General features: G+C 53.3%; 20 protein-coding genes. 14 read left to right on the top strand and 6 right to left on the bottom strand.

Going from position 1 to position 20,078, the window contains the following annotated elements; genetic code table 11:
* Positions 1-154: 154 nt before the first annotated feature.
* Positions 155-847, top strand: a complete 693-nt coding sequence (locus Kalk_RS12925; RefSeq protein ID WP_101894644.1) for a YggS family pyridoxal phosphate-dependent enzyme — start codon at positions 155-157, stop codon at positions 845-847.
* Positions 848-859: 12 nt separating this feature from the next.
* Here Kalk_RS12925 and Kalk_RS12920 read toward each other — a convergent pair whose 3' ends face one another.
* The gene (locus Kalk_RS12920; RefSeq protein WP_101894643.1) at positions 860-2,020 is read right to left on the bottom strand and encodes an alkane 1-monooxygenase; all 1,161 of its coding nucleotides are present in this window, start codon (positions 2,018-2,020) and stop codon (positions 860-862) included.
* A gap of 135 nt (positions 2,021-2,155) precedes the next feature.
* Between Kalk_RS12920 and Kalk_RS12915 the strand changes: the two genes are divergently transcribed.
* The 13 genes from Kalk_RS12915 to hemW all read left to right on the top strand — a co-directional run bounded on the left by Kalk_RS12915 (position 2,156) and on the right by hemW (position 14,546).
* Positions 2,156-2,821: a GntR family transcriptional regulator gene (locus Kalk_RS12915; protein ID WP_101894642.1), complete on the top strand. Its 666-nt coding sequence runs from the start codon at positions 2,156-2,158 to the stop codon at positions 2,819-2,821.
* 123 nt (positions 2,822-2,944) lie between these two features.
* Positions 2,945-3,754: a pyrroline-5-carboxylate reductase gene (gene proC, locus Kalk_RS12910; RefSeq protein WP_101894641.1), complete on the top strand. Its 810-nt coding sequence runs from the start codon at positions 2,945-2,947 to the stop codon at positions 3,752-3,754.
* A gap of 123 nt (positions 3,755-3,877) precedes the next feature.
* On the top strand, positions 3,878-4,438 hold the full coding sequence (locus tag Kalk_RS12905; protein ID WP_101894640.1) for a YggT family protein: 561 nt from the start codon (positions 3,878-3,880) through the stop codon (positions 4,436-4,438).
* A gap of 3 nt (positions 4,439-4,441) precedes the next feature.
* A complete protein-coding gene (locus Kalk_RS12900) occupies positions 4,442-4,735 on the top strand; it encodes a DUF167 domain-containing protein (protein ID WP_101894639.1) in 294 nt (97 codons plus the stop codon).
* Between the two features lie 72 nt (positions 4,736-4,807).
* Positions 4,808-6,790: a dynamin family protein gene (locus Kalk_RS12895; protein WP_101894638.1), complete on the top strand. Its 1,983-nt coding sequence runs from the start codon at positions 4,808-4,810 to the stop codon at positions 6,788-6,790.
* Between the two features lie 120 nt (positions 6,791-6,910).
* Entirely contained in the window at positions 6,911-8,053 is a 1,143-nt protein-coding gene (metX, locus tag Kalk_RS12890) for a homoserine O-succinyltransferase MetX (protein WP_101896313.1), read from the top strand.
* 3 nt (positions 8,054-8,056) lie between these two features.
* Positions 8,057-8,647: a methionine biosynthesis protein MetW gene (gene metW / locus Kalk_RS12885; protein WP_101894637.1), complete on the top strand. Its 591-nt coding sequence runs from the start codon at positions 8,057-8,059 to the stop codon at positions 8,645-8,647.
* A gap of 16 nt (positions 8,648-8,663) precedes the next feature.
* Positions 8,664-9,131: a DUF4426 domain-containing protein gene (locus tag Kalk_RS12880; RefSeq protein ID WP_199767910.1), complete on the top strand. Its 468-nt coding sequence runs from the start codon at positions 8,664-8,666 to the stop codon at positions 9,129-9,131.
* Positions 9,132-9,282: 151 nt separating this feature from the next.
* Positions 9,283-10,329 carry a hypothetical protein gene (locus tag Kalk_RS12875; RefSeq protein WP_101894636.1) on the top strand — a complete coding sequence of 349 codons (1,047 nt, stop codon included), beginning with the start codon at positions 9,283-9,285 and terminating at the stop codon, positions 10,327-10,329.
* A gap of 35 nt (positions 10,330-10,364) precedes the next feature.
* Entirely contained in the window at positions 10,365-11,402 is a 1,038-nt protein-coding gene (locus Kalk_RS12870; RefSeq protein ID WP_158643479.1) for a hypothetical protein, read from the top strand.
* A 251-nt stretch (positions 11,403-11,653) separates the two neighbouring features.
* Complete coding sequence (locus tag Kalk_RS12865) at positions 11,654-12,697, top strand: hypothetical protein (RefSeq protein ID WP_101894634.1); 1,044 nt, start codon at positions 11,654-11,656, stop codon at positions 12,695-12,697.
* A 91-nt stretch (positions 12,698-12,788) separates the two neighbouring features.
* Positions 12,789-13,394: an XTP/dITP diphosphatase gene (locus tag Kalk_RS12860; protein ID WP_101894633.1), complete on the top strand. Its 606-nt coding sequence runs from the start codon at positions 12,789-12,791 to the stop codon at positions 13,392-13,394.
* Positions 13,395-13,400: 6 nt separating this feature from the next.
* On the top strand, positions 13,401-14,546 hold the full coding sequence (hemW, locus tag Kalk_RS12855) for a radical SAM family heme chaperone HemW (protein WP_233716632.1): 1,146 nt from the start codon (positions 13,401-13,403) through the stop codon (positions 14,544-14,546).
* 17 nt (positions 14,547-14,563) lie between these two features.
* Here hemW and Kalk_RS12850 read toward each other — a convergent pair whose 3' ends face one another.
* The 5 genes from Kalk_RS12850 to Kalk_RS12830 form a co-directional block, all read right to left on the bottom strand.
* Positions 14,564-15,436, bottom strand: coding sequence for a methylated-DNA--[protein]-cysteine S-methyltransferase (locus Kalk_RS12850; RefSeq protein WP_233716630.1), 873 nt, complete (start codon positions 15,434-15,436; stop codon positions 14,564-14,566).
* 114 nt (positions 15,437-15,550) lie between these two features.
* Positions 15,551-18,661 (bottom strand): HsdR family type I site-specific deoxyribonuclease, encoded by a 3,111-nt coding sequence (locus Kalk_RS12845; protein WP_101894632.1) that lies wholly within the window; start codon positions 18,659-18,661, stop codon positions 15,551-15,553.
* Complete coding sequence (rhuM, locus tag Kalk_RS12840) at positions 18,658-18,861, bottom strand: RhuM family protein (RefSeq protein ID WP_101894631.1); 204 nt, start codon at positions 18,859-18,861, stop codon at positions 18,658-18,660. The genes Kalk_RS12845 and rhuM overlap by 4 nt, the downstream gene beginning before the upstream one ends.
* A 40-nt stretch (positions 18,862-18,901) precedes the next feature.
* On the bottom strand, positions 18,902-19,768 hold the full coding sequence (locus Kalk_RS12835) for an IS3 family transposase (RefSeq protein ID WP_101893641.1): 867 nt from the start codon (positions 19,766-19,768) through the stop codon (positions 18,902-18,904).
* Positions 19,765-20,073, bottom strand: coding sequence for a transposase (locus Kalk_RS12830; protein ID WP_199767909.1), 309 nt, complete (start codon positions 20,071-20,073; stop codon positions 19,765-19,767). The genes Kalk_RS12835 and Kalk_RS12830 overlap by 4 nt, the downstream gene beginning before the upstream one ends.
* Positions 20,074-20,078: the final 5 nt, after the last annotated feature.

The raw sequence follows: 20,078 nt of genomic DNA, 5'->3' as shown, positions 1-20,078 counted from the left end.
AACCCGATATGTTTGAGCCCAATATATTTGAGCATAGGACTCTTCAAGATTAGCAGACATTCGGCCTGCCACTTTTTTCAAGCCCCCACCTAATTGATTTTTGTGATTAAATACCACACTTTCCCAAAAAATTCCGTAACTCCAGCCCAAAGCCATGACAAACGATCTGCAACAACGCTTCCAACAGGTGATCCAACATATTCGGGACGCCGCCGCCCGCCTCGGCAAGCCAGAGCCTACCCTGCTGGCCGTGAGCAAAAAGCACCCCAGCGATGCCATCCGCACTCTGTACGATCTGGGGCAGCGTGATTTTGGCGAAAGCTACTGGCAAGAGGCGGAAAGCAAACTGGCAGACCTGAATGATCTGGACATTGTCTGGCATTTTATCGGCCCCATCCAATCCAACAAAACCCGCCCCATCGCAGAGCATTTTGATTGGGTTCACAGCATAGACCGAGAGAAAGTGGCGCGCCGTCTGAGCGAGCAACGCCCGGCGCATCTGCCCCCTTTAAAAGTGTGTCTGCAGGTAAATATCGATCACGAAGACACCAAATCAGGGGTGCCGCCAGAGCAGGTGCTACCCTTGGCCAGGGCTGTCTCCGGCCTGCCCAATCTGCACTTGGCAGGGTTGATGTGTATTCCTTCGCGGGTGCAGGCAGCGGGTGAGGATGAGACACCACAACGGGCGGCTTTTCATCGTCTGGCGTTGTTAAAACAGCAACTCGAAGAAGCGGGCATTACCACGCAGGCGCTGTCCATGGGCATGTCCGACGATCTGGAAGCCGCCATCGCAGAGGGCAGCACCCTGGTCAGAGTGGGAACGGCGCTCTTTGGGGAGCGCCGTTGATCAATGCCATAATTACCGGGCGGGCTGGATGATATTATTGACTCGGCCACGCTCGCGGAACAGCTGATCCATTTCACCCTGATAGTAGGCTTCCACTCGGGGGTTCATGATCTTCTTCCACAGGGGCGGAAACCACGCCAACACATACATGCTGGCGTAACCGGCCGGTAGTTGGGGGCTTTCTTCATAATGACGCAACACCTGATAGCGGCGTTTGGCGTAGGCGTGATGATCGCTGTGGCGCTGCAACTGAAACAAGGCAACGTTGGTGAGCAGGTAATTGGAATTCCAGCTGTGAGCCGGTGTCACCCGCTCGTAGCGACCTTTGTCGTTTTCACGACGGTGCAGGCCGTAATGCTCCACGTAGTTAATGACCTCTAGGGTAAGCGCGGCAACAAAGCTCTGCCCTAAAAAGAACACCACACCCATCCAGCCCCACACTACGCCATAACCTACTGCGAACAGCGCCGAGATGGCGTACCACCAAATCAGCTCGTTATGCACACTGATATTGGCGTGGCCTTTGCGCTCCAGGTACTGCTTCTCCAACTTCCAGGCGTTGATGAAATTACGAACAAAAGCCCTGGGCAAAAAGTGATACAGCGTTTGATTGTAGCGGCTGGAGGAAGCGTCTTCGGGGGTAGACACATGGACGTGATGGCCACGCACGTGCTCCACCTTAAAACCAGCGTAGGTAACCGACGCCAGCATCAGGCCACCGGCCCAGTTCTCCAGCTTGGGATCTTTGTGGATCAGCTCATGGCCCAAGTTGATGGCGATGATGCCGCCCACGGTACCGATAGACAGTATCCAGCCCAGCTGACCCCAAATGGAATAGTCATTGTTGATGAACACGTAACCTGCATAACCCTGAACAATCAGCCAAATCCCCGCCATCAGCAGCGTGAATACACGGTAGATGCGCTCCTCGCTCATGGCAGGCACCTGCACCGCCTCGTCTGGGTTGCTGGGATCTTTACCAATCACGAAATCCGCGATGGGGATGATGCCAAACACCACCGCGTACAGAAAAAACGCCCAGTAGTTCTGGGTGCCGGAATCCTGCCCAATCATGGCTGCAAAGGGAACCAATGGCACCATCGTCGCCCAAAACAGCAAATAGCCCCACTTTTTTAACGCCAGCATGCGATCCGGCGACATCGACTCAAACATCTACTACCTCGTTCTTATTCATTTATACTTGGCCCCAATCTATAAATGAATTCTTGAATTGTCAAACAATTCAAGAATAGACTCATGTTTAAGTTTCCGCGATAATGGCCCCCGTAACACTGGAGCTAATGAACCATGCCGTTGAAAACCTTGAGCCTAAGCGAGCAAATCGCCCAACATTTGACGCAGAAAATCGTTACCGGTGAATTTGCGCCGGGCAGCCGCCTGCCGGAGAATGAGCTGGCCAAATCCCTTGAAGTGAGCACCAACTCACTTCGTGAGGCATTTCGCCTTCTGGAGAACATGCATCTGGTTGAGCTGCAACCTCGCCGGGGCGTGCGCGTATGCGATGTCAATCCACAACAGGTTCGATATCTGTACGACTTTTTGTTTCTGTTGTTCAGCAGGCTGGCGGCGCAGGTTGCAGAAGAGTGGCAAGAGGGTGAAGTGGAAGACCTGATCGCCATGGTGGGCGATCTGGGGAAACTGTTTCAAGACAACGACCTGCTGCAGGCCCATGAGGTTGCATTCCGTTTTGTACAAATTGCGACCCGGCGCTTTGCCAAAAACCCCTATCTGGCCCAGGATATTGAGGGGCTACTGCCGCTGTTGCAGCGCTACTCCTACATCGCCTTACGGGCGGAAACCACTGAATTTGATGTCTCTTTGAGCATATTCCAACGCCTGGTAAAAAACGTGCTGGCCAGAGACGCCTCTGCCACCGTTGCCGACATCCGGGAATACGGCGAAAACCAGTGTCAAATTGTGCTGCGGGCCCTTGCGCAACAAAACGCCGCTTGAGGCTATTGTTCGCTGGCACAGCACAACACCGGCCTGTGGCCAGAAAAACGTAACATCTCCGTCATAGAATCGTTATCCTACGCTTCAACTATTTTTCGCTGAAACCAACTTCAGAGACGACAGATGAGCATCAAGATAACGTTTATCGGCGCTGGCAACATGGCCAGCAGTCTGGCCGGTGGCATGATTGCCAAAGGCATGGATCCTATCAATATCACCCTGTGTGACATCAACGAACAGCAACTGGCCCAGGTGCGCAAGCAGCTGCAGGTAAACACCACCCGTGACAATATCAACGGCTGCCAAAAGGCCGACGTGGTGGTGCTGGCGGTGAAACCTCAGGTGATGGAACAGGTGCTGGCACCGCTGCAAGGCCTGTTTCAGCAGCGCAAACCGCTGGTATTGAGCATTGCCGCCGGTATTACCCTGGCCAAGCTGCAACAATGGCTGGGGCAGGACATGCCCATCGTGCGCTGCATGCCGAACACCCCCGCCTTGGTCGAAACCGGCGCGACCGGCCTGTTTGCCAACACCAACGTAACCGCCACCCAGCGCGAGCAAGCCCGCACCGTTATGGCAGCCGTGGGCCTGGCCCTGTGGGTTGAAAATGAAGATCAGATCGACGCCGTTACTGCCGTTTCCGGCAGCGGCCCTGCTTATTTCTTCCTGGTTATGGAAGCCATGGTTGCAGCGGGCACGGCTCTGGGTCTGAGCGAACAAGTCGCCAAACAGCTGACCCTGCAAACCGCTCTGGGATCAGCGCAAATGGCCATCACCAGCGATGTCGAACCCGCGGAGCTGCGCCGCCGCGTCACCTCCCCCGGCGGCACCACCGAGCGCGCCATCGGCATCATGGAAGACAACAAGCTGCGGGAAATCTTCGCTGAAGCACTGCAGGGAGCCTATCAGCGCTCAAAAGAGCTTTCCGGCTGAAAAATCATTCAATTCTGGCAGGGTGTGGGTTCGCCCAATAACCTACACTTCCTGTTATGATTAGGGCATTCATCCAAACTTGCACCCTGATAATAGGCACATCTGAACCAGGAACACCTGAACATGAACGTAAGCGGCGCTTTTCTTTTTCTGATCACCACCCTATTTGATATCTACATTTCCATCGTGCTGGCCCGATTCATACTGCAAATGGTGCGGGCGGATTTCTACAACCCGATATCCCAGTTCATCGTTAAAGCCACCAACCCGTTTTTGATCCCCCTGCGCAGAGTCGTGCCCGGCTATCGTGGCCTGGACATAGCCTCGCTGGCGCTGTTTCTGATCGTGGTTGCGATCAAACTGGGCCTGTATATATTTGTGTTCAGCGATGCCGCCGGTGTGCCCATCCTGGGGCTGATCATTTTTGCGTTAAAGTCCATTGCCAACACGGTGATCAATTTCTTCCTGTTTGTGATCTTCGTATCCGCCATCCTGAGCTGGGTCACAGCGGCCAGCGGCGGCTACAACCCGTTTGCAGATATACTGCGTCAGATCGCCGAACCGGTGCTGGCTCCGGCCCGCAAAATCATTCCCCCCATGGGTGGGCTGGACATCTCACCCATGCTGGTGATGCTGGCGCTGATTTTTATCAAAAACCTGTTCCAGCTCAACGGCATGCCTTGAGCCATGGCCGACTGGTATCGCTGGCAGGGCGACGATCTGATTCTGGATTGCCGTCTGCAGCCCAAGGCCGCCACTGACGAAATCGTAGGGGATCACGGAAACGAACTGAAAATACGCATTACCGCCCCGCCGGTGGACGGCAAGGCCAATGACCACCTGACCCGATTTCTGGCAAAGTCCTTTGGTGTCAGCAAAAGTCAGGTGGCCATCGAAAAAGGGGAACTGGGGCGGAGTAAACGCATTCGGATTCACGCACCGGTTAAAATTCCTGCTAAGCTGAACATTGGCAAGCCCTGAGGGTTCAAGGGGTTAGCGTCAGCCTTGGCATAAGTATGTCAATTTGAACTACCACACGAGTGATGTAAGCAGATGGAGTCAGCGCGTCTTTCCAATCAGATGGATGCCTATCTTCAGTGGCGGCAGGAAATCCACCGCGAACTGACGCGTTACCGTGGCTGGCTGATTGATCACAATGTGCAGAACCCTGAGCTGGAATCCAAGCTTGAACAGGCGCTGCAGACCCTGAAAGAAGACAAAATCACCATCGCCTTCGTGGGTGAGTTCTCCCGCGGCAAGACTGAGCTGATCAACGCCCTGTTCTTCAGTCATTACGGCACGCGCATCCTGCCATCCGGTGCTGGCCGCACCACCATGTGCCCCACTGAGCTGCTCTACGATCACCGCTCCACGGAAAGCTACATCCGCCTGCTGCCGATTGAAACCCGGATGGTCGGTTCCAGTCTGGCCAGCTTCCGCAAGATCCCCGATAAGTGGGTGTTTGTGCCGCTGAACGCCGAAGACCCGCGCATGATCAAGAAAGCCTTTGCCGAGGTAGCGCAACTCAAGTCCGTCAGCCCCCGCGAAGCATCCGCCATGGGGTTCCAGATCGATCTGCTGGAAAAAGACCCGAACAACGAGGACAAGGTGCTGATCCCGGCCTGGCGTCACGCCATGATCAACTTTGATCATCCCCTGCTGCGTCAGGGCCTCACCATCATTGACACCCCCGGCCTCAACGCCCTGGGCTGCGAGCCAGAGCTGACCTTCAGCCTGCTGCCAGAGGCCCAGTCGATCCTGTTTCTGCTATCCGCCTCCACCGGCGTCAGCGCCACCGATCTGGACATCTGGAACCGACACATCCGTGACCTCTCCCTGCGTGAATCCACCGGGGTGTACGCGGTACTGAACAAAGTCGATGCCGTGTGGGATGAACTGGAGGACGATCAATACAACAAACGCATTCTGGGGGACATTCGCGCCCAATGTGCCCGTCAGCTGGCCATTGCCCCCGATGAAATTCTCAGCGTCTCCGCCAAAGAAGGCCTGCTGGCCCAGGTGGAAGGCAATATGGAAAGACTGGACAAAAGCTTCCTGCCAGAGCTGGAAGAACTGCTGTCCAACGACATGATGCGACGCAAGGAACACCTCATCCAGAAGAGCGTTATCCGCGACATCCACGCCATGCTCCACGGCAGCCGCAAAACCCTGCTGCGCCGCCGCGAATCAGTACTGGCGGAACTGCGCGTACTCAAAGCCGAAGAATCCGACCGCAAATCCCAGCTGGAAAAAATGCTCAGCCAGGCCCGTCACGAGCAAGCCTTCTACCACAAAAAGCTGATTTTGCTGAAATCCAGCCGCAAGATGATCCTGCGGGAAGGGGCAAGCATGCTGGAGCCGGTGAACAGCAACAAACTGGCTCAGTACCTCAAAGATGCCGGCAAAGCCCTCACCAGCAGCTGGACCATCGTCGGCATGAACAACGCCATCGACAGCTTTTTCGACAACCTAAACGGTGACATGGTGAGCCTGGCCTCCCAACACGAAAAGCTGCAGGCCATGGTGGCGGACATCTACGCCAAGTACGAGGCCGAACTGGGCATGGCGCCACTGGATTACCCCCGGTTCAGCCCCCGTGACTACACCACCCGGCTGGAAGACCTGCGGACCAAAGCAGGCAGTTTCCGCCGCAATCTGCGCAAGTTGCTCACCGAACAGAAGGCCACCTCCAAGCGCTTTCTCAGCACCATCGTCAACGAGGGTTCCACCATCTACCGCTTGTACGAGCGGGCCGCCAAAGAGTGGCTCAATGATGTACTGCTGCCCCTGTTCCAAAACGCTCAGGAACAAAAACACCTACTGGATGAGCACATCACCAAACTGCGGGTTCTGGGCAACGCCGAGGAAACCTCCGAGCAGCGCATCGCCAATATGGAATCCATGCTGGAGGATCTGGATGAACAGGTCGCCCAGGTTGAAGACATGATCAAAGGCCTGCGCAAACCGGCTCCCATCCATCAGAGTCGCAAGGTGATCCCCATTATCAGCTCCCAGTTTTCATCGCGCCCACTGTAACCCGACCCTACCCCTGCCTGCCATTTCTGATAGACTGCGCTCTTCATTTAGCCCTTCATTAGACACAACGCAGGTAGCAGACGATTGGAAACACAGGAAACCACCCCTGTTCACACCGCTTTGGACTTTAAAGACGGCTCCGTGGGCATTGTTCAGCCCCAGCGATTCCGTTGCGAACAACCCATTACCCTGCAATGTCGCAAGACCCTGCCCCATTACGAACTGATCTTTGAAACCTACGGCACATTGAACGCAGCCAAAACCAATGCCGTGCTGGTGTGCCACGCCTTAAGCGGCCACCACCACGCCGCCGGTTACCACAGCGCCGAAGACAAGCGACCCGGCTGGTGGGATGCCTGCATCGGCCCCGGTAAAGCCATCGACACCAACCGCTTCTTCGTGGTGAGCCTGAACAATTTAGGGGGCTGCCACGGCAGCACCGGCCCCACCTCCATCAACCCGGACACCAACAAACCCTACGGCCCCGACTTTCCCATCATGACCGTGAAAGATTGGGTCAACAGCCAACATGCGCTGATGCTGCACCTGGGCATTCCCCATTGGTCGGCAGTCGTGGGCGGCAGCCTGGGGGGCATGCAGGCCATGCAGTGGGCCATGGACTTTCCGGATCTGGTGCGCAATGCCGTGGTCATCGCCGCAGCGCCCAAGCTGTCGGCGCAGAATATCGCCTTCAACGAGGTGGCCCGCAAAGCCATCCTCTCGGATCCCGATTTCTGCGAAGGCCATTATTACGAGCACAACAAGTACCCCAAAATCGGCCTCAGCCTGGCCCGCATGCTCGGCCACATCACCTATTTGTCGGATGCCGCCATGCGGGAGAAATTCGGCCGTGAACTGCGCAACGGAGCCATCAGTTTCGACTTTAACGTGGAATTTCAGGTCGAGAGCTACCTGAACTATCAGGGGGAAGTGTTCTCGAAAAACTTCGACGCCAACACCTACCTGTTGATGACCCGTGCGCTGGACTACTTTGACCCTGCGCAAGACTACGATCACGACCTGCGCAAGGCGCTGGCCCAGGCCAAAGCCCGCTTTCTGGTGTTGTCCTTCACCACCGATTGGCGGTTCTCCCCGGAGCGCTCCCGTGAGATCGTGGAGGCGCTGCTGGCTGCCCGCAAGCAGGTCACCTACGCCGACATCGAATGCCCACAAGGCCACGATTCCTTCCTGCTGGACGTGCCCCGTTATATCAATTTGTTCAAAGCTTATATGAATTCAATCCAACTGGATGGAGGCAACTGACCCATGCGCCAGGATCTGCAAACCATTCAACAATGGATCAAACCCAACAGCAGCGTGCTGGATCTGGGCTGTGGCAACGGCGCGTTACTCGCGCATCTGCGCGACAGCAAGAACGTATTCGGCTATGGACTGGAGATCGATCAGGACAAAATCCTTGAATGCATTAAGAAAAGCATCAATGTCATCGAACAGGATCTGGATTACGGCCTGAGCAGCTTCGAGAACGACAGCTTCGACATGGTGGTGATGACCCAGGCCCTGCAAGCAGTGAACTACCCCGATCGGGTCATCGACGACATGCTGCGGGTGGGTAAAGAATGTGTTATCACCTTTCCCAATTTTGGCTACTGGCGCTGCCGCTGGTATCTGGCCACTCGCGGCCGCATGCCCGTTTCCAAATCATTGCCGTATACTTGGTACAACACCCCCAACATCCATCTGTGTACATTCAAGGATTTTGAGGCTCTGTGCCACCGCAAACATCTCAAAATACTCAACCGCACGGTGGTGGACATGAATTACCGCGATGGCTTTTTTATGCGCTTGTTCCCCAACCTGTTCGGTGAAGTAGCGGTTTACCACGTCACAAAATAACCGGGAGGTTAAGGACATGACCACCATCAGAATGACCCGTTTTAAGATCTTGATCGGCACATTACTGGCCATCGCCCTGTTGCTGACCGCCGACCTGGCAGCCGCCGAACAACTGGTTGAAGATCAGCACTACGTTGTCCATTACAGCGCCTTCAATTCCACCCATCTCACCCCCGAGGTTGCCCAGGCCTATGGCCTCATGCGCAGCCGCCATCGGGGTGTAGTGAACATCGCCGTGCAACGCAAAATGCCCGGTGGCAGCAACAAAGCGGTGATGGCCCAGTTAACAGGCTACACCGGTCAACTGGGGGGCAGCGAGATTCCACTGGACTTTCAAATGGTGGAAGAAGGCGATGCCATCTACTATCTTGCTCAATTTTTGACCAGTGATGGCGGCAAGCTGAACTTCGACATCAAAGTAAAACCGACACCAGAAGCCTCCCCGCTAAAAGTCAGCTTTGAACAAAGTTTCTTTGTAGATTAATACCTTACCGCCCGGTTTCAGACGACGCCGGGCCTGCTTGCCCGCCTGTTTTAAACCTATAAAGATCACCTAACAATTTTCTACACTCACTTACATTCTGCTGGGATACAATCCAGAGGAATAAGTATTATAAGTACTAGAAGAGCACTCAATGTTACCTAAATATCTGTTTTATATAGCCTTTGGCACGTTAATATTAAGCGGCTGCGGATTGGAAACCGATGATGATGAGGATGATTCCTCAGTCACTACGGTGGTTGTGGACGTAAATCAAAGCCCCTATCTACCCCTCACCAACGCCACCCAGTTCTTCTACACCGAGACTGGCGGATCACCCGGTGCGGTTGAAGGCTCTGTCACCTATGACTTAGGCACCTCCAACAGCAAGGGCTATTCCGTGTACAAAGTCGCCATCAGCGGCGGCAATGTGGATATGGAGCTGTACTTCCGCACCACCACCAACCAGATCGAACTATTGGGCATCGACGGTCCACTGGGCGTCAGCGGCAGCGCCAGCGTTGATCATTTGCGTTTTGCTACACCCATCAGATTGATTGGCAACCGCTCAGATCAAACCACTGCCGTTACCGCAGATGTTGTCTACAACGGTGCGCCCGAGGACGGTACCGTCATCTCCCTCACCTACGACACCACCAACACCAGCAATGAAACGGTCAGCCGTAGCGACTGGACCGAGCTGGAATTACCCACTCTAAAATCCGTCCTGACAGCCGACATCAACATCAGCGTCGGCGGACTGAGCCTAGACCCCTTCCCCATAGTAATGAATTTCTATTTCACCAAAGGGCTTGGCCTGATGCAGCACAGCGGCGATCTAACCTCCAGCGCCGGCAACGAGTACGAAATCAAGTTCCACGATCTGGATGGGCTGCCCAATCTGATCGCCTTTGATCAGACCGGCTCCAATGTAGAGGGCACCAGCTCGTTCTTCACCTTGGCTGATGGGGCCATCGACACCAATATATCCAGCACGGAATATCGTATCGCAAATCTGTCTGCACTGAATGCCCTGGGCTGGCTGGAAATAGAAGAAACCAACACCGACGTGTACTCAGTGGGTATCGATACTGCCAGTGACGCTTTGCCCGACAGCCTCACCAGCGTGCAAGTGATTTTTGAAAATCGCTACAGCAGTGGCGAGCGCTTATCCGCCAGCGTCACCCTGCTGGCACCATGATCTGAATTAAAACAATAACAATGAGAAGTATGATGATGAAGACACTCTTTTTGCGCACCGCCTCCCTGCTGTTTTCCGCTCTGTTTCTAACCGCCTGCGGTGGCGGCGGTGGCGGTGGCGGCGATGACACCGGTCGCGGCGGCTCTGGCTCACCGAGTTACACGCAACAATTCAACACCTACATGCCGCTTGCTGTAGACACCTCCATCAACTATGAAGACGGCACCTCCGGCGTAGTTGCCTACGATGAGGATCTATCCTCATCCAGTGAAGATATATATTCCATCACCTATGGCGAGCTAGACGATGCGCTGACGCTGCTGTTCAAATCCACCGCCAGCTCTATCGAATTGCACGGCATCAGAGGTAATTTTGAAGTATCCGGTGCACGCATCACACAACTTCTGTTCGATGAGCCTTTGGTTATTTACGATGGCAGCAACAGCACCTACGCCCCCACCCAAGCTCGCGCAAGCCTGACTTACAACTTCATCGGTTTCAGAACCGATGTTGATATTAGCTATACCAAAACCGAGACTGATACCGTGTTCTCAGATTCCTTCGGCGACGGCGACCTGCCCGTGGTGCAAACAAACCTTGCAACTCGCATCCAGTACGACGAGGTCGTACCATTTGTAAACGAACGAATCACCTTTGATATCACGCTGAACACTGAGCTGATGCTGGCCAAGGGCATTGGCATTGTCAGCCATGTGGGCAACTACGCAGGCCAAAATGTGAATGCGCAAATTGGCTCGCTGACCAACCTGCCCCAACCCATCTGGTTTGACTATAACCTGGGCTCCCCTGTCGCACTCAGTGACACTACCTTCACCATTCCTGGGCAAGGCGCGATCCGATCCGAAAACTACAAGATCGCCAATCAAAGCGCCATTAATGCGCTGGGTTGGATCACCGTTGAAGAGGACACCTCCAGCAGTACATTCAATGTCACTTTGCAACCACACGACAACCTGCCCGACGACAGCGATCTACCGATCAGCGTTGAAGTGGTGTTCGAAAGCCTGTCAGACGGTGAACGCCTATCCTCAAACGTAACATTGGTCCAATAACGTTACGCGTCTCACCCGGCAGAAAATGCCCTGACTCCGCTTAATCAGAGCCCTACTTAGGTAGGGCTCTTTCGTTTCCAACCCCGCTCCCACTGCGCAACCCTTCCAGTTCGCCCCGCTAACAACAAACTTGTCCGCATATCCCATTTAATTGTCTGACTGGGATGTTAGAACATTAATTGCTCTACGCTGTTCGCAGCGATCACCCCAAAAACAATAACTAAAAATTCAAAACAACAGGATATTATCCCATGATTCAGACACGCCCCTTGGCCCGCAGCCTGGTGTTGCTTTGCGCCGGTACACTACTGGCCGCCTGCGGTGGTGACAACACACCCACACCGCAACCGGATCCCCCCTACGAACAGATGTTCAATACTTACCTGCCACTGGCCGTGGGTGCCTCATTAGGCTATCAGGACAGCAATGTAGGCAGTATCGAGAGCATGCACATTCTGGACAGCGCCCTGAGCCAGAACGCAGGGGCCGACGTCTATGAAGTGACCTTCGACAGCGCGAACAATACCTTCAGTTTCTTTATGTCCAGCGATGCCAACCGCATTCGCGTGTTCGGCATTGATGGCCCCATTGCCGTAGAAAGCGGCGGCGTTCAGTACAGCCTGGATAACCTGCGCTTTGCATCACCACTGATCATGCAATCCAACAGCAGCAATCAAAGCAGCGGCAACACCACGGCAACAGCGGTGATTCGTTCCGGCGGCCTCAGCGCCAACCTGAGCAACATCACCATCAGCTACCAGACCACTAACCTGGACACCACCTATTACGGCAGTTACGGCACCCTACCAGTACGCGCCGCCCTGTTCCGGGCCAGCGTCAACGCCAGCATCAATGTATTCGGTCAAAGCATCACCATCGACGAAACCCTCACCAACACCCTGCTGTTCGCCAAGGGTATCGGCATTGTGCGTCACGCTGGCACCTATGTATCCACTGAAGATCAGTACAACAGCGAACTGACCAGCCTCAACAACCTGCCCCGCACCATCTGGTACAACTACAACAACGGCAACCCGCGCCTGGCCAGCGGTTCCAGCAATACCTTCCAGATCAACGGTCAAGGCAACATCAGCAGTAACGATTACCGCCTCGCCAATATGGATGAAATCAACGCTCTGCGCTGGATAAGCGTGCAGGAAGGTTCCGGCCGCTACACCGTGTCCCTCAGCGGCAACAGCAGCCTGCCCACCACCAACACCAGCGTAGAAGTGGTGTTTGAGCACAAGGTCACCGAGCGACGCCTGTCCGCCAACGTCACCCTGCTGGCCCCCTGATCTCACTCCGATCAGCCCGCAGGTAATCCACTGCTTGAGTAAAGACTGCGTTATAATGGCGCGCACTTTTTACTCGGGCAGTGGATCACTCATGCAAGACATCGTCGTCGCCACCGGCAACAAAGGCAAACTCAAAGAAATCAATCAGGTACTCAATCCTTTTGGCCTGCGCGCCTTGGGCCAGAGCGATTTTGATGTACCCGAAATCGAAGAAACCGGGCTCACCTTTGTGGAAAACGCCATTCTCAAAGCCCGCAACGCCAGTAAGATCACCGGCAAACCAGCATTGGCGGATGATTCCGGCCTGGAAGTGGATGCACTGCAAGGCGCACCCGGCATTTACAGTGCTCGCTACGCCGGTGTCGATGCCTGCGACGCCGATAACGTCGCCAAACTGCTAGACGCTTTGAAAGACCTACCGCAAGCACAACGCACCGCCCGCTTTCAGTGTGTGATGGTGTATCTGCGCCATGAGGCCGATCCAGTACCACTGATTTGCCAGGGCAGCTGGGAAGGCTACATTGATTTCCAAGCTTCCGGTGATAATGGTTTTGGTTATGATCCTGTGTTTGTGGTGCCCGAGAAAAACTGCACCGCCGCGCAACTGCCGCCGCAGATAAAAAACCAGCTCAGCCACCGCGGCCAGGCCCTGAAAAAACTGATGGCCGCCTTTGCCGCCAAGCAGAACGGGCAATAAACCACCTTGGGGCACTCACCGAACACCATCCCGCTGTCGCTCTATATTCACGTACCCTGGTGCGTGCGCAAGTGCCCCTATTGCGACTTTAACAGTCACGAAAGCCGCCACATACCCGAGGCTGAATACGTCGCCGCCCTCTTGCAAGATCTGCAACAGGATGCGGCGCTGGCCCAGGGGCGCGAGATCAAAACCATCTTTATCGGCGGCGGCACCCCCAGCCTGTTCAGCGCCGCCAGTTACGATCATCTATTGCAACAGATCCATCATATAGTGCCCATCGCCCGTGATGCCGAAATCACCATGGAGGCCAACCCCGGCACCTTTGAATACGAAAAATTTGCCGGTTTTCGCAAGGCCGGTATCAACCGCTTGTCCATCGGTGTGCAGAGTTTCGCCGAAGACAAACTGCAGGCATTAGGGCGCATTCACAACCGCAGCGAAGCCATCAACGCAATCAAGGCTGCTCGCGATGTCGGCTTTGAAAAGCTCAATATTGATTTAATGCACGGCTTACCGGGGCAGACCGTCAGTGAAGCATTGGCCGACCTGCAACAGGCGGTGGATTTGCAACCCACTCACCTATCCTGGTATCAGCTCACCATCGAACCCAACACCGTGTTTTACAGCAAACCGCCAACGCTGCCCCACGATGATGACCTGGGGGATATTGAAGACGCCGGTTTTGCCTTGCTGGAACACAATGGCTTCAACCGCTACGAGACCAGCGCCTTTGCCTTGGATGGATTTCAGTGCGAACACAACCTGAATTACTGGCGTTTTGGGGATTACCTGGCCATCGGTGCCGGTGCCCATGGCAAGATCACGGATACGGAAAACAAAACCATCACCCGCTATCAGAAAACCCGTCAGCCGCAAGACTACCTGGATAACAACAAAGCGTTCACGGCAAAACAGAATATCGTAGAGTCGGCGGATCTGCCGTTTGAATTTTTTATGAACAGCCTGCGCCTGCATCAGCCCATTGAAAAAACGCTGTTCAACGAGCGTACTTTTTTGCCTTTGAGCACAGTAGAGCCACCTGTTCTTCAAGCCATAGAAAAACAACTCTTGTCTGAAACCGATCTGCACTGGCAAACCACCGAACTGGGGCAACGGTTTCTCAACACCTTGCTCAATCTGTTTCACTGATAATGCAAACCAGAACCTTAACGGTGACAAGCCTCCCAGCCGATCATGGCCTGCTTGCGGGTGGCACCCCAGGCGTACTGACTGAACTCGCCAGTGCTGCGAATCACCCGATGGCAAGGGATCAGATAACCAACGTGATTGCGGCCAATGGCGCTGGCCACCGCCCGCACCGCATCCGGTGAACCAATAGCATCGGCCACCTGCTGATAGGTGCGAATCTCTCCTTGCGGGATGGCCAATAACGCCTCCCACACCTTGAGCTGAAACGGGCTGCCTTTCATCAATACATGCAAACGCCCAGGCTCCATTTTATTGGATGCACGGGTTGCGCTGCCAAATACCTTGGCCGCCGTGGGCGCAACCACCCCATCATCCCGCCGCAGCGTAGCCTTGGGCCACTCTGCCTGTAACTCCAGCAACAACCGCTCCCAACCATCGGCCCCATCAAAAAAACCCAGCTTACACACCCCTTTTGGGGTCTGCGCCAGCAACGCCTCACCAAAGGGCGAAGCCACCACACCATAATGGATTTCCAAGCCGGCCCCCTGCTGCTTGAACTGCCCCGGCGTGACCGCTTCACAGGTCACCATCAGATCATGCAAACGACCACTGCCGCTCAAACCCAGATCCAACGCCGCATCCAACACCGACTGCTGTTGCAACCGACGTTTGGCCTCCTGCTTGGTAAGGAACTTCAAAAACTGCTTGGGCGACACCCCCACCCACTCCGAAAACAGGCGCTGCAGGTGAAACTCACTCAGCCCCAAGTGCTCGGACAACTCAGCCAGACCAGGCTGGGCAACTCGTTGCTCCACACAGAAGGCAATGGCCGCAGCCACTTGCTGATAATGTCGATGGGTTTCGGCTGGGTTCATTGCTGGGCTATTCACAGTGCTTTTCACCTGTAAAGACATAGGCACAGTATCCGGTTAACCCGGCGCGATGGCCACCCGAAACTTGCGGCATACAAAATCTCAAGCACTCTATGCGATATAAATCTACGGCTAGATTTTCCCACCCACACCTTTAAACTTCTCCACGAACGCAGCTATTTTTTGGAAAACGCTTTGCTTCTTGGTGAGGTAATGTGGGTTTAAAGGGCTCATTTTGGGCAGAATGGCATTCAGCTCTGTTCCTGCGTCGCTGGCATACTCCCTCTTGAGCGAGGTAGTTATATAACGTCGGGCTGCCTCTGCATTTAAGTTTTCTGCGCCAATCAGCTCCTCGGCTTCGCGCTGCTGCTCGGCCTGGGCAAAGGCAAAGAAGGCTTCGATCACGCTGACCTTATCGCCAATCTGGTCGAGGTCGGTTTGATTGATAAAGTCCACCACCAGGCTTTCCTTAGCGCGGTTGCCCAGGCTGGCGCGTATCACGCGGCGCACTTCGTCAACCAGATCGGCTTTGCTCTTGTTCTTTTTGTTGTGCTCAAAGATCAACTCTAAAATGTAATCCAGATTGATCTCTTGGGATTTGAGCAGATCCACCTCAAACACCACGTCGTCCCAGTCTATGGTGGATTTTTCTTCCTCTTCTGCCGATTTCTGTCTACGTTGCCAGTCGCGGATATCGTTGTAGGTAGAGCGATAGTCCTGAATCTTACGCTCGACCGGCAGGCGTATAGTCTGCAATTCAGACAGTTTTGCATCATCCAGATAGTGCTCGGCTTTAAACGCCTCAACCGCTTCTGGGTCGCTCATATCCAGGTTTTGAAGGGCTTTCAGGCTGGCAAACTCGTCGTAGTTTTGCAGCACATTCTCAACGCGCAAGTATTCACCAAATAGCTTGGCAAAGGCTTTTTTATCGGACTCTTTCTCGATGGCAGCCGGATCAGGAAAGCGCTGCTCCAACTCGCTTACCACATCCATGAAGCCCCGCCGCGCCTCACCGGTTACTACATCGGTAAAGCCCTCCATGTATTCCTTGTAGCTCTTCTCCAGCACCACGTTCTTGGTGTTTTTATCGCCAAACAGCGTAACGGCATCCACAGTGGCCTTTTCAAGATCGCGGAAAGTGACGATATTGCCGAAGGTTTTGGTCGCATCGTAAATGCGGTTGGTGCGTGAATAGGCCTGTATCAAACCGTGGTAACGCAGGTTTTTATCTACAAACAAGGTATTGAGCGTCGGTGCATCAAAGCCGGTGAGGAACATGCCCACCACAATCAGCAAGTCAATTTCCTTGGATTTCACCCGCTTGGCCAAATCACGGTAATAGTTCTGGAAGCCGTTACTGTCGACACTGAAACTGGTTTTAAAGAAGGCGTTGTAGTCGGCAATAGCGGCACTTAAAAACTCTTTGGCGCTTGAATTCATGGCGGAGACATCAAAGCTCTCATCCAAAATATCGCCCACTGCATCCTGCTCTTCATTGGCGACGAAAGAGAATATGGTGGCGATTTTTAATGGTTTCTCGCGGCCAGTCTGCAATTGCTTCAACGATTCATAGTAGTACTTGGCGGCATCTACACTGCTCACCGCAAACATAGCGTTAAAGCCCTTACCACTGCCTTTACCAAAGCCTTGCAGACGGTGAGTCTTGTGGCGGTAGTTATTCAGAATGTATTGGGATATCTCGCGAATACGTTCGGGATGCAGCAGGGCTTGTTTGTTTTCTGCTGCATTGAGTTTTTTTTCATCTTGCTCGGTTTCTATTTCCTTAAACTTGGGGCGGACATCGTTGTAGTCCACCTTGAACTTGAGCACCTTTTCATCCCGAATGGCATCGGTGATCACATAGGAGTGAAGCTCCCGGCCAAACACACTGGCCGTAGTTTCTGCACCCAAGGCGTTCTGCGGGAAAATCGGTGTTCCGGTAAAACCGAACTGATAGAATTTTTTGAACTTCTTCTTCAGGTTCTTCTGCGCTTCACCAAACTGGCTGCGGTGGCATTCATCAAAGATAAACACCACTTGCCTGTTGTAGATGGTCAGGTCGCCCTCGCTCTTCATCAAGTTATTGAGCTTCTGAATCGTAGTGACGATGATTTTGTTATCTTCTTTATCTATATTACGTTTTAACCCTGCGGTGCTGTCCGATCCGTTCACGCTATCGGGAGAAAAGCGCTGGTATTCCTTCATGGTCTGGTAGTCGAGATCTTTCCTGTCCACCACAAAGAACACCTTGTCGATAAACTCCAGTTCGGTGGCCAGTCGCGCTGCTTTAAAACTGGTTAAGGTTTTACCCGAGCCGGTGGTATGCCAAATATAACCGCCACTTTCGGGTTTACTCCAATTTTTGGCTTCATACGAGCTTTTTACCTTCCATAAGGTGCGCTCGGTGGCGGCAATTTGATAGGGGCGCATCACCAGCAGCGTGTCGCTTACGTCAAGTACGGAGTAATGCAGCAACACATTGAGCAGGGTATTTTTCTGGAAAAAGGTGGCAGTAAAGTCTTTTAGATCTTTAATCAGGCTGTTATCGGCCTTCGCCCAGTTCATGGTGAAGTCGAAGCTGTTTTTATTGCGCGCAGTGGTATTGGCAAAATAGCGGCTATCAGTGCCATTAGAGATCACAAACAACTGCAAGTACTTATACAGCGAGCCCTGGCTGTTAAAGCTCTCTTTACTGTAGCGGTGCACCTGATTAAAGGCTTCACGAATGGCGACACCGCGTTTTTTCAGCTCTACGTGCACCAACGGCAAGCCATTCACCAGAATAGTCACATCGTAGCGGTTGGCATGGCTGCCAGCTTGTTCAAACTGCTTTATCACCTGCACTTTGTTACGGGTGATGTTGTTTTTATCCAACAAGTAGATGTTTTTGATGCGGCCATCGTCAAACACAAAATCATGAATGTAGTCATCGTGAATCTTGCGGGTTTTATCGACAATGCTGTCGCTAGGCTTATCCAGATAAGTTTCGACAAACCGCTTCCATTCACCCTCCAAGAACTCCACGCTATTCAGTGCTTGCAGTTGCACTCGCACATTGGCCAGCATGGCTTCCGGGTTATTCAGCGCAGGCAGATACTCGTAGCCTTGATTGACCAGATCCTGAATTAGCTCCCCCTCCAAGTCGCCTTCGCTCTGATAGCTTTCGGCTACCTTCCACTCTTTGTTGTATTTATCCAGAACAATAAAGTTATTGGATTCGGCAATGGTTTTGTAATTCGTCATTGGTCGTTATCCTTTTTTTGCAGCACCTTTTTCACTTCACGGTCAAAGTCTGACTCAATGCGCTGCTGTTTGTTAAATTTTTCGTATTCAGCAAAGGCTTTCGATTCAGCGTTTTGGCGAGAAATGGTGCCGTAGCCTTCCAGAATCTTGTACTCATTAAACGCCAAAAACTTGTTCACACTCTCGGCGAAACTTTCCATGGTAAAGGTTGGTGTTCCCCACAAAAAGTAGACACTCTAACTATGCAGCCATAGCAGCTGCTTCCTCATATTCAACGGGGCTTACCCCATCGTTTGCTGAGTGCCTTCTCTTACGGTTATAGAATATCTCGATATAGGCAAATATACCCGATCGAGCCTCATCTATCGTCCGGTAATTCTTCGGGTAGATCAATTCAACCTTGAGCCGACTAAAGAACGACTCCATTGGTGCATTGTCCCAGCAGTTTCCCTTTCGACTCATGCTGATGCTAATTTCGTTAGCGCGTAGATAATCAATGTACGCCTGCGAACGGTATTGGGTGCCTCGATCGGAATGCACGATCAGACCTGGTGTGGTCTCCCTTTGCCGCAGGGCCATATCCATGGCTTTGGATATCAGGGCCTCTGTCATTGAGGTATCCAGGCTCCAGCCCACAATTCGGCGCGAGAACAGATCCATCACCACCGCCAAGTACAACCAACGATCCTTGACCCAGATATAGGTGATATCGGTCGTCCATTTCTCGTTTGGCTGGCAGGCAGAGAAGTCACGCCACAGCAGGTTGTCCGAAACATTATGCATCGTCAGGCTATGTCTGGGATACTTGAAGCCTTTACCATTCAAGGCCCTTATTCCCTGCTCAAACATGATCTGAGCGACATAATTGACGGAACAGGGATGACCAAGCTCCGCCAGCTCTTTAGCCAATCTAGGCGCTCCGTATATGGCCTCAAAAGCCTCGTAGGTGTCTTTGATCAGCTCTTCCATCTCCAGCCGGCGCTGAGCTTGATCACTAATAGGGCGTTCCAGCCACCGATAATAACCGGATCTGGATACCTTCAGAACACGGCACATGAGAGTGACCGGATACTGATCCGTATACTCACTGATCAAGGCGTACTTCACTTTTGGTCGTTCGCGAAGTACGCAGCTGCCTTTTTTAGGAATTCCAACTCCTCTTTGAGCTTCTTGTTTTCCCGACGTAGCCTACGCGTTTCTTCACTCTCCTGCTTAGAATAATCAACACCATCTACCGTATTGAACTGCTTATCAGAAAGACGGGTGAACTGACGACGCCAGTTATAGATCTGCTGGGCACTCACTCCTAGCTCTTTTGCAACCTGAGCAGTAGTAATGCCGTCTTTCGAGGCTCTGTTTACCGCTTCTCGGCGGAATTCTTCGGTATAAGCTTGGGTCTTCTTGCGTGCCATCTCGG

The sequence above is a fragment of the Ketobacter alkanivorans genome (assembly GCF_002863865.1).
In the GTDB taxonomy this organism is placed as follows: domain Bacteria; phylum Pseudomonadota; class Gammaproteobacteria; order Pseudomonadales; family Ketobacteraceae; genus Ketobacter; species Ketobacter alkanivorans.
The sequence above is the reverse complement of the archived record's forward strand: the minus strand, read 5'-3'. Positions and strand labels throughout refer to the sequence as shown.

Excerpts from the sequence above, each read along its gene's own strand:
- Kalk_RS12925 (WP_101894644.1), top strand. The coding sequence starts at position 155 with ATGACAAACGATCTGCAACAACGCTTCCAACAGGTGATCCAACATATT.
- Kalk_RS12920 (WP_101894643.1), bottom strand. The coding sequence starts at position 2,020 with ATGTTTGAGTCGATGTCGCCGGATCGCATGCTGGCGTTAAAAAAGTGG.
- Kalk_RS12915 (WP_101894642.1), top strand. The coding sequence starts at position 2,156 with ATGCCGTTGAAAACCTTGAGCCTAAGCGAGCAAATCGCCCAACATTTG.
- proC (WP_101894641.1), top strand. The coding sequence starts at position 2,945 with ATGAGCATCAAGATAACGTTTATCGGCGCTGGCAACATGGCCAGCAGT.
- Kalk_RS12905 (WP_101894640.1), top strand. The coding sequence starts at position 3,878 with ATGAACGTAAGCGGCGCTTTTCTTTTTCTGATCACCACCCTATTTGAT.
- Kalk_RS12900 (WP_101894639.1), top strand. The coding sequence starts at position 4,442 with ATGGCCGACTGGTATCGCTGGCAGGGCGACGATCTGATTCTGGATTGC.
- Kalk_RS12895 (WP_101894638.1), top strand. The coding sequence starts at position 4,808 with ATGGAGTCAGCGCGTCTTTCCAATCAGATGGATGCCTATCTTCAGTGG.
- metW (WP_101894637.1), top strand. The coding sequence starts at position 8,057 with ATGCGCCAGGATCTGCAAACCATTCAACAATGGATCAAACCCAACAGC.
- Kalk_RS12880 (WP_199767910.1), top strand. The coding sequence starts at position 8,664 with ATGACCACCATCAGAATGACCCGTTTTAAGATCTTGATCGGCACATTA.
- Kalk_RS12875 (WP_101894636.1), top strand. The coding sequence starts at position 9,283 with ATGTTACCTAAATATCTGTTTTATATAGCCTTTGGCACGTTAATATTA.
- Kalk_RS12870 (WP_158643479.1), top strand. The coding sequence starts at position 10,365 with ATGAAGACACTCTTTTTGCGCACCGCCTCCCTGCTGTTTTCCGCTCTG.
- Kalk_RS12865 (WP_101894634.1), top strand. The coding sequence starts at position 11,654 with ATGATTCAGACACGCCCCTTGGCCCGCAGCCTGGTGTTGCTTTGCGCC.
- Kalk_RS12860 (WP_101894633.1), top strand. The coding sequence starts at position 12,789 with ATGCAAGACATCGTCGTCGCCACCGGCAACAAAGGCAAACTCAAAGAA.
- Kalk_RS12845 (WP_101894632.1), bottom strand. The coding sequence starts at position 18,661 with ATGACGAATTACAAAACCATTGCCGAATCCAATAACTTTATTGTTCTG.
- rhuM (WP_101894631.1), bottom strand. The coding sequence starts at position 18,861 with ATGGAAAGTTTCGCCGAGAGTGTGAACAAGTTTTTGGCGTTTAATGAG.
- Kalk_RS12830 (WP_199767909.1), bottom strand. The coding sequence starts at position 20,073 with ATGGCACGCAAGAAGACCCAAGCTTATACCGAAGAATTCCGCCGAGAA.